General features: G+C 61.9%; 14 protein-coding genes. 8 read left to right on the forward strand and 6 right to left on the reverse strand.

Going from position 1 to position 11884, the window contains the following annotated elements; genetic code table 11:
* Both ASD07_RS07345 and ASD07_RS07350 read right to left on the reverse strand, forming a co-directional pair.
* Positions 1 to 1599, reverse strand: a complete 1599-nt coding sequence (locus ASD07_RS07345; protein WP_055927290.1) for an NAD(P)-binding protein — start codon at positions 1597 to 1599, stop codon at positions 1 to 3.
* Positions 1599 to 3110, reverse strand: a complete 1512-nt coding sequence (locus ASD07_RS07350) for a polyamine aminopropyltransferase (protein ID WP_055927292.1) — start codon at positions 3108 to 3110, stop codon at positions 1599 to 1601. Before ASD07_RS07350 ends, ASD07_RS07345 begins: the two co-directional genes overlap by 1 nt.
* A 64-nt stretch (positions 3111 to 3174) precedes the next feature.
* On the opposite strand from ASD07_RS07350, the gene ASD07_RS07355 reads away from it, so the two are divergent.
* The 6 genes from ASD07_RS07355 (at position 3175) to rsgA (ending at position 7861) form a co-directional block, all read left to right on the forward strand.
* Positions 3175 to 3561, forward strand: coding sequence for a DUF350 domain-containing protein (locus ASD07_RS07355; protein WP_055927296.1), 387 nt, complete (start codon positions 3175 to 3177; stop codon positions 3559 to 3561).
* Between the two features lie 11 nt (positions 3562 to 3572).
* Positions 3573 to 4619 carry an SPFH domain-containing protein gene (locus ASD07_RS07360; RefSeq protein ID WP_055927299.1) on the forward strand — a complete coding sequence of 349 codons (1047 nt, stop codon included), beginning with the start codon at positions 3573 to 3575 and terminating at the stop codon, positions 4617 to 4619.
* 10 nt (positions 4620 to 4629) lie between these two features.
* On the forward strand, positions 4630 to 6111 hold the full coding sequence (locus ASD07_RS07365; RefSeq protein ID WP_055927302.1) for a DUF4178 domain-containing protein: 1482 nt from the start codon (positions 4630 to 4632) through the stop codon (positions 6109 to 6111).
* Positions 6108 to 6281: a hypothetical protein gene (locus ASD07_RS31370; RefSeq protein ID WP_200953774.1), complete on the forward strand. Its 174-nt coding sequence runs from the start codon at positions 6108 to 6110 to the stop codon at positions 6279 to 6281. The genes ASD07_RS07365 and ASD07_RS31370 overlap by 4 nt, the downstream gene beginning before the upstream one ends.
* Positions 6278 to 6637 (forward strand): adenosylmethionine decarboxylase, encoded by a 360-nt coding sequence (gene speD / locus ASD07_RS07370; protein WP_055927306.1) that lies wholly within the window; start codon positions 6278 to 6280, stop codon positions 6635 to 6637. Before ASD07_RS31370 ends, speD begins: the two co-directional genes overlap by 4 nt.
* 210 nt (positions 6638 to 6847) lie before the next feature.
* Entirely contained in the window at positions 6848 to 7861 is a 1014-nt protein-coding gene (rsgA, locus tag ASD07_RS07375) for a ribosome small subunit-dependent GTPase A (protein WP_055927309.1), read from the forward strand.
* Here rsgA and ASD07_RS07380 read toward each other — a convergent pair.
* Complete coding sequence (locus ASD07_RS07380; protein WP_055927311.1) at positions 7858 to 8247, reverse strand: VOC family protein; 390 nt, start codon at positions 8245 to 8247, stop codon at positions 7858 to 7860. The genes rsgA and ASD07_RS07380 overlap by 4 nt on opposite strands.
* A gap of 115 nt (positions 8248 to 8362) precedes the next feature.
* Here ASD07_RS07380 and ASD07_RS07385 point away from each other — a divergent pair, with 115 nt between their 5' ends.
* Entirely contained in the window at positions 8363 to 8917 is a 555-nt protein-coding gene (locus ASD07_RS07385; protein WP_055927314.1) for a hypothetical protein, read from the forward strand.
* On the opposite strand, the gene ASD07_RS07390 is transcribed toward ASD07_RS07385, so the two are convergent.
* From ASD07_RS07390 to ASD07_RS07400, 3 genes are read right to left on the reverse strand one after another with little or no spacing between them, the layout of a single operon-like run.
* Entirely contained in the window at positions 8918 to 9601 is a 684-nt protein-coding gene (locus ASD07_RS07390) for an SDR family NAD(P)-dependent oxidoreductase (protein ID WP_055927317.1), read from the reverse strand.
* Between the two features lie 31 nt (positions 9602 to 9632).
* Entirely contained in the window at positions 9633 to 10400 is a 768-nt protein-coding gene (locus ASD07_RS07395; protein ID WP_055927320.1) for a LytTR family DNA-binding domain-containing protein, read from the reverse strand.
* Complete coding sequence (locus ASD07_RS07400) at positions 10379 to 11419, reverse strand: sensor histidine kinase (RefSeq protein ID WP_162246543.1); 1041 nt, start codon at positions 11417 to 11419, stop codon at positions 10379 to 10381. The genes ASD07_RS07395 and ASD07_RS07400 overlap by 22 nt, the downstream gene beginning before the upstream one ends.
* A gap of 170 nt (positions 11420 to 11589) precedes the next feature.
* Between ASD07_RS07400 and ASD07_RS31635 the strand changes: the two genes are divergently transcribed.
* On the forward strand, positions 11590 to 11884 hold a 295-nt coding region (locus ASD07_RS31635), incomplete at its 3' end, for a hypothetical protein (RefSeq protein ID WP_229207084.1).

Raw genomic sequence — 11884 nt, forward strand, 5'->3', positions numbered from 1 at the left:
CTAACCGCGCAGTGCCCGCTGCGCTGCGCGGTATCCCCACCAGGACGCTTCCTCGAACACCGAGAAGCCACTCAGGTCCGAGTGCGCAAACAGCACCGGACCGTCCATCTCGCGTAACGCCTTCAGACCCGCATCACCGCGGAATCCAGGCACCGGCACTGCCATCGCATGGCCGCGCAAGGTAATGTCCACACGCTCGACGCAGCGCTCGAATTGCGCGCCGTAGGCTGCTTTCAGGTCAACGCTCGCCAGCGCCAGCAATTCGTCGCCGCTGGCAGCCGTCATCCACTTGCGTGCCTCGCGCGGATCGCGGTCGGCCAGCGCCACGTAGCTGGTGAAGACGGTTTTCTCAGGCGGCGCCACGCGAATATCCTGGTGGGTCGACACCACGTAACCCAGGCCCTTCGTGCCATGCACCACGTTATCCCAGGACAACGGCACCTCCGGCAACTCCCGTGGAAAACGCTTCATCAGGAAATTTGCCACCATCCAGGGTGCGTGGATCTGCTTGTGGACATCCGGCATGTTTTCCACAACCCTCGCCGCAACATGCAGCGGCATGGCCGAAATAACGCGCCGCGCACGAATCGTGAACGTGCGTGCCACGCCGCGTTCCAGCGCAAAGCAAAGCACCTCCACGCCAGCGGCGCCGTCCGTGTGCACTCGCACCGCGCTGCCCGCAAGCCGCTTTGGCCGCGCCAGCCGCTCCATCCCGCTTGCCAGCGCCTGCAGTCCCTCCGGCCAGGTCAGCCAGGAACCCGGCTCCGCGTTCTCCGCTTCGCCGCCGCGCCCGCAGAAATAATGCAACCCCGCCCAAGCAGATACCGCATCGACTCCCGCGCCGTAATCGTCGCGGCAGCAGTAATCCATGTACCAAAGCAGGGAGGGTGCCCGATAGCCGTGCTGCGCCAGCCACGTGCCAAAGCTCATGCCATCAAGCTGCATCGATTCCGCATCGGTCGACGAATGCTCGCTGGGGAAGGTAAATCGGCGCCGCCCATCCGCCCCGACCGCGCCGCGCAACACCTCCACCTGCGCAAAGAAGCGCTTGTGCTCGGCCAGGTCGGCATCCGGCACGCCTTCATGCGGCAAGACGCCTTCCTGCCAGACGCCGTTGAACAGCAGCCGATCTTCCGGTGCATGCAGCACGAAGCGCTCATCGTAGTAGGGCTTGCGCGACGTGGCCCCACGCTGGATCACCCCCAGGTCCGCCAGCAATTCGCGCACGTGGGCGCATTCCTCGGTCGGCAGCGGCAGGTAATGCGCACCCGTTGGATAAACCAGCGAACCAAAATGCCCGCCGGCCGCATTGCCATACGGTTCCGGCCCATCGAGCATCAGGAAGTCATCATGCCCCTGCTTGCGCAACTGCCAGGCCGCTGTCAGTGCGGCGATACCGGTACCGAGGATCAGCACGTCCGTCGACAGCGCCTGCGAAGGCGCAGGCAAAGGCTTGCGGTCGCGCAGGAAGTGGCCCTCCTCCCGCCCCGGGGCATTCACTGCCGGCGTTATCTCCTGCCAGCGCAGGTAGCCCGCCACGCTGGCCGCCGCGGTAGCGCCGCTGGCCGCGGCCCAGGCCAGGAAAGAACGGCGCAGCATCAGCGAATCACCCTGCGCCAGTCCTGTTCGAATTCATGCACCAGCGATTGGGTGTTGAGCCGGTTCGGCGCCATCGGCAGCGGTTTCATATCCGGCGGGAAGGCAAACATGGCGCGCGTGGTTTCCGCGTTCAGGAAGCGCATCGGAAGGCTGTACGACTCGGGCGGCCGGTATTCAAGCTGCGGCGAGGCCATGATGAAGCCCCATTCGCCAAACGATGGCACATACAGGTGATACGGCCAGGTGCGCATGCCCACGTCACGCAGCGTTGCATCGACCGTCCAGTAAGCATGCGGTGCAAAGAACGGCGATGTCGCCTGCACTACAACCAGCCCGTTAGCCGCGATATGCTTTTTCAGCACACCATAGAACGGCACCGAATACAGCTTGCCCAGCGCAAAACTGGAAGGATCGGGGAAGTCGACGATCGCCGCATCGAACATATCCTGGTTCTGCTGCAGCCAGATCGCCGCGTCGGCATTCACCACGGTGACGCGCTTGTCGCGGAAAGAGCCCTTGTTCAGCGCCACCAGCTCGTCGCGGCTGGTAAACGCTGCAGTCATCGCAGGGTCCAGGTCCACCAGCGTCACGTGTTCCACCTGTGGATAACGCAAAACTTCACGCAGCGCCAGGCCGTCGCCGCCGCCCAGGATCAGCACCCGCCTGGCCCACGGCAGCGCGCCCATCACCGGATGCACCAGCGCCTCATGGTAACGGTACTCATCGCGCGACGAAAACTGCAGGTTGCCGTTGATGTACAACCGCAGGTCGTCCTTCCATTTGGTGATGACCAGGCGCTGGTACGGCGTGCTGGTCGAATACACGATCTCATCGCCGAACAAGCCATGCTCGCCCCAGCCGGTCAGCCGGTCCGCGCCGCTGAAGCCGACCACCAGCGCCAGCATCACCGCGCTGGCGCGCAGCAAACGGCCTGTCACGTTCGCAAGCTCTGTGCGAAAAACGTAAATTGTCCACAGCGCGACCGCGATATTCAGCATCCCGAACAGGAAACCGGTGCGCACCAGTCCAAGTTGCGGCGCCAGCACCAGCGGGAACAGCAGCGACACGGCCAGCGCGCCAAGGTAGTCGAAGGTCAGCACCCGGCTGACCAGCTCACTGAATTCCGTCTGGCGCGAGTTCAAGGCCCGCATCACCAGCGGAATCTCCATGCCCACCATGGCCCCTACCAGGAATACCATCGTGTACAGCAACGTGCGGAACGGCGCGGAAGCCAATGCAAAAGTCATGAACAGCACCGCAGCCGACAGGCCGCCGACCAGGCCAACCGCCAATTCGATGTCGACGAAGCGCGCCAACACGTCTTCGTCCTTCACATATTTGGAAAAATGGGCCCCGACGCCCATCGCAAACAGGTAGCAGCCGATAATGGTGGAGAATTGCAGCACCGAGTCGCCCAGCAGGTAGCTGGAAAGAGCACCGGCGATTAATTCGTAGGCAAGTCCGCAGGAAGCGACGACGAAGACTGAAACAATGAGAATCTTTTTGGTCATTTGAGTGCTTTTGTTCTAATATGTTTCTTTTGCTACAAGCTTGTCACTTTAACCGGGGATCGACGTGAACGCCATCCTAAATTATCTGGTCCACTTGGCACTGGCCGCGCTGTTGTTGGTAGTCTTCTTCAAAGCCTATACCTGGCTGACGCCCTATGACGAAGTAAAACTGATCCGGCAGGGCAACCACGCCGCAGCCCTGTCGCTGGGCGGGGCCATGCTGGGCTTTTCGATGACCATCGCATCGAGCATCCTGCATACCAATAACTGGCAGCAGTTCCTGGCCTGGGCCGTCGGCGCGATGGTCGTGCAAGCGCTCGGCTATGCTGTTACGACGCACTGCCTGAAAATGGCGCAAGACCAGATTGAAGCCGACAACAGCGCCTTTGGCGGCCTGCTCGGCACTATTTCGCTTTCCATCGGCGGCATCAATGCCGCCTGCATTTCCTAAGAGGTCACATCATGGGTATCGGCAGCTTTATCAAGAAGCAGTTTATCGACGTACTGCAGTGGAATGAAGAAACGGAAGGCGTACTGTCCTGGCGCTACCCGATGCAGGACTTCGAAATCCAGAACGGCGGCGTGCTGATCGTGCGCGAGTCGCAGGTCGCAGTATTCGTCAACGAAGGCCAGATCGCCGACGTGTTCGGACCTGGTACCCACAAGCTCACCACGCAAAACCTGCCGCTGCTGACCAACCTGAAAAACTGGGACAAGCTGTTCGACTCGCCGTTCAAGTCGGATGTCTATTTCTTCAGCACCCGCGTGCAGACCGGCCGCAAGTGGGGCACCCCGCAGCCGATCACGATCCGCGACAAGGATTTCGACATGATCCGCGTGCGTGCCTTCGGCATGTACTCCTACCGCGTAACCGATCCGCGCAAGTTCTTCACCGAATTGAGCGGCACCCGCAGCACTTACACCCGCGACGACGTGGAAGACCAGCTGCGCGGCATCCTGCTGGCCTCCATGGCCAACTCGCTGGGTGCTTCGCAGATCGCATTCCTCGACATGGCGGCCAACCAGGCCCTGATGGCGCAGGAAGTCAAAGGCGGCCTGGCCGACGCATTCGCGCGCTACGGCATCGGCCTGGATGAATTCAATGTCGCCAGCGTCAGCCTGCCGGAAGAACTGCAAGCCGCGCTGGACGAGCGTATCTCCGCCGGCATGAAGGGCGGCATGAGCGATGCCAAGATGGCCGGCTACACCAAATACCAGGTGGCGCAATCGATCCCTCTGGCTGCCGGCAACGAAGGCGGCCTAGCGGGCATCGGCGCCGGCCTTGGTGCCGGCCTGACCGTCGGCCAGGTGATGGGCCAGGCCATGGGCCAGGCGCTGAACCCGGGCGCGGCACCAGCTCCTGCTCCAGAAGCAGCTCCGGCCGCGCCGGCGCAGGAATCGATCGAAGACCGCCTCGGCAAGCTGAAAGCCCTGCTGGACAAGGGCCTGATCTCGGCAGCCGATTACGACGCCACCAAGGCTGAATTGCTCAAGAAACTGATCGGATAAGCCAGGCCGCATGCAAACCGTTTCCTGCCCTAGCTGCGGCGCAGAGGTTAACTTCCGCTCGCACGCCTCCGTCATGGCGGTGTGCGAGTACTGCAACACGCGTGTACTGAAGGAAGCCGGCGCGGTCAAAGACCTGGGCAAGATTTCCTCCGTGCTGGAGGACTATTCCCCGATCCAGGTCGGCACCAGCGGCGTGCTGGGCGGCCGCAATTTCAATGTGGTGGGCCGCATCCAGCTTAAGTACGACGCCGGCATGTGGAACGAGTGGTTCATCGTCTTCGACGACGCCACCAGCGGTTGGCTGGGCGATGCGTCGGGCCAGTACACGGTAACCACCCTGCGCAAACCCGACTCGCAGCTGCCGGCCTTTGAAGACATCGTCCCCGGCAAGCCCTACCAGCTGGTTGGCGCGCGCTATATGTCGGCCGACGTCAGGACCGCGCAATGCGTTGGCGGCCAGGGCGAACTGCCGTTCAAGGTAGGCGACGGCTGGCAAGCGAAAGTCGCGGACTTCCGCCGCGCCGACCATTTCATCACACTCGACTACTCCGACGACGGCCCGCCGCTGATGTACACCGGTATCGCAGTCACACTGGAGGGCATGCAGGCCCAGTTGCTGCGCGATGTCGACGAAATCAAACGCACCACCGGCCGTTACCGCGGCAAGCTCGATGCGCTGGAATGTCCGAACTGCGGTACCCAGATCAAATACCTGCCCGGCTTGACGGCCAGCCTGGTTTGCCAATCCTGCCAAACCCAGATCGACGCGGGCGGCCCGAAAGCGGAAGTCATCGCAATGGGCGAGCGGCAAGAGAAGGAGCGCTTCACGCTGCCGCTGGGTTCCAGCGGCAAGCTGGGTAACCAGGACTTCACCGTAATCGGCGTGATGCGCCGTGCCGACGACGAAGGCAGCGGCTGGACCGAATACCTGCTGTACGGCAGCCGGAACGGCTTTACCTGGCTGGTAGAGACCGAGGACGGCTGGTCGCGCGCGAATGTGATGGACCAGTGGCCGGAGGCGAAAGTACTGGATTCCCAATCGGTCACCTTCGACAAGGCCGACTACAGCAAGCTGTATGACTACAACTCCGTCGTCACCTACGCGGCCGGCGCCTTCAATTGGCGCGTGCAGGTGGGCGACCATACCCACGTCTACGAGTTCAAACGCCAGCAAGTCACGCTGGCGGCCGAAATCACGACCACCGAACTTGGCTGGTCGCGCTCGACTCCGGTCGCCTGGGATCAGCTCAAAGCCTGGTTCGGCGATGCGGTCAAAGGCGAAGCGAAGGCCGGTAGCGCGGCTGCACAAGATTCCGGTAAGGGCCGCTATGCGCGCTCGGCCAAGAATTGGATCATCGGCATGCTGGTACTGAACGCGATTCCGCTATTGTTCAACTTTGGCGCCAGCTTCGGCGTCACTATTGTGGCCGCCCTGGCGCTTTACCTGCCGGCATTGGTGCTGGATGCAATCGACGAGCAAAACAAAAAATGAATAAATTCTTTGGCTACGCCGTGGTGGTGAGCATGTTCAGCGTGGGCACAAGCTGGGTCAAATTCATCAGCGAACCTTCGTCGAGCAGCGGCGGCGGCTATCGCGGCAGCAGCTGGTCCTCCAGCTCCGGCAGCTGGGGCAGCGGTGGCGGCGGCGGAGGCCACAAGTGAGCATTCACCAACCTAGTGGCACGCACCTGCTCGCGGACATGGCAGGCATCGATCCGAGCCTGCTGGTGGACTGCACAGCGATTGAGCAATTGCTGCGCAGTGCAGCAGCGGCGGCCGGCGCCCAGGTGCTGCACAGCCACTTCCACAGTTTCGGCGCAGGGCTGGGCGTGACCGGCGTGGTACTGCTGGCGGAATCCCATATTTCCATCCATACCTGGCCGGAAAACGGCTTTGCGGCCGCCGACATCTTCATGTGCGGTGCTGCCCAGCCCCACCTGGCGCTGGAAGCCATCGAGGAAGCACTGCAACCCGAGTGCTCGGAAGTCCGTACCGTCGACCGCGAGCCACCGCATTGACTTGCCTTGCCGCCAATGCGACACTGGCGGCTTACCCACCAACCCACAGGAGATTTGCCATGCGTTCGTTTGATATTGCCCTCCTGTCGGCTGCCTGACCTTCTGCGTTTGAGCTAGAGCGCCCCGCCGGGCGCCGACATTTCCAGACTATTCCTGCTTGCCACGCCGCGCGTGGCTGGCTGTGTTCACCTATGGAAAACGCTCATCATCATGATCGACTTCGACTACGAAGCATTACGCAGTATCGGACTTAACAACACCATCGTTTCGCGCCTGGCTGAAGCCCCTGCCGGCCGGCTATACCGCATCACCGAATACCAACGCGACCGTATCACCCTGCACGACGGCACGGCGGAACTGCACGCACGCGCCCTGCCCCGCCTGCTTGCCGATACACCGCTCTGTGTCGGCGACTGGGTAATCGCGGAGGTCAACTCATTAAACGAGGTGTGGATAAATCATCGTTTATCCCCAATGAATCAATTTGCACGCGCAGATGCTCCACCGATCGCCAGCAATATCGATACCGCTTTGCTGGTCATGGGGCTGGACGGCGATTTCAACTTGCGCCGTATCGAACGCTACCTTGCGTTGGCCGCAGCCGCCGAAGTCACGCCACTGATCGTCCTCAGCAAACCCGATCTCGGCGCCGACATCGACAGGCTGGTGGCCTCGCTGACGGAACGGCTCCCGCCGCGCACGCAATTCCTGCTGGTGAATGGCACTGATCCGGAGTCTGTCGCCCAACTGGCACCCTGGCTGGGCGCGGGCCAGACGATCTGCCTGCTCGGCTCGTCCGGCGCCGGCAAATCGACGCTGACCAATGCGTTGGCCGGAGCGGCGCAGGAAACCGGCGGCGTGCGGCGCACCGATCACCGCGGCCGCCACACGACAACAGCACGGTCGATGCACCTGTGCCCTTCCGGCGCCTGCATCATCGATACCCCGGGCTTGCGCAGCCTGAGTCCCGAATCCTTGTCGTCGGCCTTCGATGATATCGATTCGCTGGCGACAGGCTGCCAATTCCGCGATTGCCGGCATGAAGGCGAACCTGGCTGCGCTGTGCTTGGCCATGTCGATCCCGACCGCCTGCACAACTTCCACAAGCTGCGGCGCGAGGTACAGCGCAACCAGCAAACCGCACTGGAACGGATTGCCGAACGGCAGAAATGGAAATCCCTGATGAAGTCGGCCGCTGTGCGCAGCCGGCTGAAGCGGGGCTAGTTCTCCTGGACGGTGGCCTCGATGTTATTGCCGTCGAGGTCAATAATGAAGGCGCTGTAGAAGTTTGCATCGCTGATGCGTGGACCTGGCGGGCCGTTGTCTTCGGCCCCCAGGTCAATCGCCGCATGGTAGAACGCATTCACCGCGTCCCGGTTCGGAGCGGAAAATGCCAGGTGGACGGGACTGCGCGATGGTTCGTGACCGCTTTCCCAAAAGCTGGGAATTTCCGCGCCTACCCACAGGAAAGGATGGCCGGTGCCGGAGGCATAAATGGCCCAGTCCAGGTCAGACACTGAGCGCCGGATTCCAAGCGGCGCCAGGCAGGCATCATAAAGCGCCGCGCTGCGCACGAAATCCGAAACGACGATACCGAGATGGTGGATCATGCGTGCCTCCCGTCGCTACTTTTGGTTCAAGACTAACACTGCGCCAAAGCGGGCGGCGCACCACTCAGCTAGCCGGTCGGGTAAACTGTGGGACCAGAAAGAAGAGGTTCACACCATGCGCAAAGCCGCGCCACTCGCCCTGCTGCTAGCCCTTGCCGGCTGCGGTGACACTTATACTCCTGCCGCGCTATACCAGGCGACTTCGCCGGATTGCGGCACGCCGGTCGACGCCGATACCTTTGAGTTCCCGCGCGGAATTACCGTGGCTGCCACGACAGTCCTGCCGCAAGCAGCCGACGGCGGAATGGAGATCGGGGTCAACTACATGCTGCCCCGCACGACCCAGGTTCACTTTGCCACTGCCCACTTCCAGGTCAGCGAACCGAAGGGCCCGCTGATTGAAAACGCGACGGTGCTGAGCGTCTACCAGCGCCCGACCAACGCGAAGCCCGAGATCGTCGAAATCGTTAACGGTGTGCCGCTGGCCCTGTATGCCGTCGGCACCAGCGACGACACCCAGTTCCGCTACCGCCTGATCATCAAAGGCAAAATGCCGAAACGCTTCGACCTGACCCCGCCCGACGTCATCATCGGCGAGAAGCGCTACGTCTCCCGCACCTTTACCTACCGCTGGTTTGAGGACAAGCAAGCCTACGGCATGTGCCACTGATCAGGTGCAAGGGATCGCCGCACCGTGGATGGCACGGGCAGCGGGGCTGCAGAGGTAGAGGATCACGTCAGCCAGCGCTTCCGGCATGACCCATTTGCCGCGGTCGGCGTTCGGCATCGCGGCGCGGTTGTCCGGCGTATCGATGGTGCCTGGCAGGACGCAGTTGACGTTGATGCCCTGCCCGCGCAGTTCAGCCGACATCGACTCGGTGAGGCGGATCACTACGTCCTTGCTGGCACAGTAGGCACCCATATTCGCCAGGCCCTGGCGCGCCGAGCCGGAAGCGATATTCACGATCTTGCCGCCCTGCCCGTCCAGCATGCCGGGCACCACTGCGGCAACGGCGTTGCGCAGGCTGCGCACATTCAAATCAAACAGCTCGTCCCATTGCGCATCGGCGGTGGCATGCACCGGCGTGCCCATCGCGAAGCCGCCGGCGATATTGCACAAGCCGTCGATTCGGCCGAAGCGTTCGGCACCGGCACCAACCGCGGCGGCGACTGAGGCTGCGTCGCGCAGGTCGGCGACGGCAAACATGCGGCGTTCGCCCGCCGGTCCACAGGCAGCTTCCAGCCGCGCGGTATCCCTTCCAACGAGAACGGTATTGGCGCCGGCTGCATCGAAGGCTCGCGCGACGGCGCTGCCAAGTGCTCCCGCCGCGCCGGTGATGAAGATCGTGTTCATTGCATATCCCTCATTCGATAGTGTGGTGATTCTACATTTGCCTGAAATGGTGCAGATAGCTGCGGCTGACCGGCAGTAGTTCGCTGCGGCCGTGCAGGTGAAGCTCGGCTGTTTCGTTCATTCCGCGTATCATTTCGCGCACATACCTCAAGTTGACGATGACCGAGCGGTGGGTTTGCACGAATTGTGCTGGGTCTAGTTCTTCGGCCAATTCGCGGATGCTTTTCCTTATCAGCGCTTCTCCCTCATCCCATGCGACCAGCGTGTATTTTTCTTCGGCGCGAATGTAGGCCACCTGGTCGACAGGGATCAGGCGAACGCTGGTGCCAACTGACGCTTTGATCCACTGTAGCCAGGCGCGCTGCGGCTGCTTGCCCATTGCCTGCGCGACGCGGCCAAGCGCCAGTTCCAGCGCGGAGTGATCGACCTGTTTGTGCACTAGCCTTTGCTGCAACCGTTCGACAGTATCGGCCAGCCGTTGCCCATTGAGCGGCTTTACCAGATAGTCGATTGCCCCCTGTTCGAAGGCCTGGATCGCGTACTGCTCAAATGCGGTAACAAAGACGAGGTGGGCACGGCGTGCCAGGGCCCGCGCCACTTCGATTCCGTTCAGTCCAGGCATCTGGATGTCTAGAAACACCATGTCCGGCTGGTGAACGTCAAACAGTTCGAGCACTTCGTAGCCGTTACGCGCTTCATCAACGACGCGCAGGTCGGGCCAAAGTCGCTGCAATTGCGCGCGCAGGTGCTGGCGCAGCAATGGCTCGTCGTCTGCGATCAGGGCAGTGATGGACTGCATTCGGTTTCCCTAACTGTGAAATGACATTCTGCGCGCAGTCCGTGTGGCGCGACTTCATGCAGGTCGAGACGGGCCGTGTCGCCAAAGGTGGCGCGCAGCCGTGCACGCACATTGCCCAGGCCGGCACCGGGTGCGGCCGATTCCGGCATTCCTGAGCCGGTGTCTGCTACCCAGACGTTGACGGCTCCTGTGCCGCGGTCGCGCTTGGCGCCCACATCGATACGGCCGCCATCGGTCGTGGGATCTATGCCGTGGCGGACTGCGTTTTCAACGAGCGTCAGTAAAGCCATGGCGGGAAAGCGCAGGCTGGCCAGCTCCGGCGCAACCGACAAGGTGTATGTGAGCCGGTCAGGCATACGCATCCGCATCAGCGAAAGATAGGCTTCCACCAGTTGTAATTCCCGGCCCAGCGTCGCGTCTGCATCGGCAAGGTGTGGGCCGGCTGCGCGCAGGTAGTTGATCAAATGGCGCAGCACGGGAGCCGCGTTAGGCGAGCCTGCTTCGACCAGGGCCTGGATATTTGCCAGCGTATTGAACAGGAAGTGGGGCTCAATCTGTGCCTGCAACAAACGCAGGCGAGCATCGAGCAAGCTGCGCTCGAGCGCATCCTTTTCACTCGCCGCGCGGGCGCGGTCGTCCCGTTCACGAACCAGGCGTTCGAGGCGCAGTGCGATCGCCGCCGAGACCAGCCCGCATATCCAGGAAACGAGCGTCAGGACGACCAGCGCGCCCACGCCCTCCACCCTATCCAGGTATTTCCCGACATGCGGCCACTCCGCGACGATAAAAGTGGCCATCGAAGCAAGCGGCGCCAGCAGCGCGATTGCCAGCAGGCGCAGCACAGCGTGGCGCCGTGCCGTGGCATAGAACACGAACAGGAAAACCGCGCCAATGAATCCAATGCGCGCAAATACCGGCAGGAAGGCTGTGGAAAACAGTGCCTTTAATCCCCAGGACAATTGCAACGCGATGAAAAGCGCAATGGCGCCCTGTCGAAATGTCGGCAGGCGGCGCGGCAAACGGTTGGCCGGGTTGACGGGGTTAATAGGCATGCAAGTACGATAATCGCTTCATGCCCGTCATTCAAGCCCAGCAAACCGTGGTTCATCGCAAAATTCCGTGGGCCAGGCTTCGCATTCCCACGCGCGCATCTAAGTTGAAGCAGTCAACTTAACCAGGAAGCCACGCCATGACGACTGCCACTGCAACTTCTTTCCCACCGCTCCCAAAAAGCAGCCCTGCGCGCGCACTGAAGGCCGCAGCGACCTTTTGGTTCACCGTGACCGCCGTGGGCCAATTGATGTTTGTGCTGTATATCCTCGGCTTTCATGGCCGCGCGGTAGTACAAGGCCACCCGGAAACTGTGAACAAAGTGCTGCCCAAGGGTAAGCGTCCAACGCTACCACCTAGGAAGCTCGATCAAGACTGCGTAGAGTTCGGGAATGGCAGCAACGAATCGATCTGGCTGTTTAGGCACGTCGGGA

Source organism: Duganella sp. Root336D2 (genome assembly GCF_001425005.1).
In the GTDB taxonomy this organism is placed as follows: Bacteria; Pseudomonadota; Gammaproteobacteria; order Burkholderiales; family Burkholderiaceae_D; genus Rugamonas.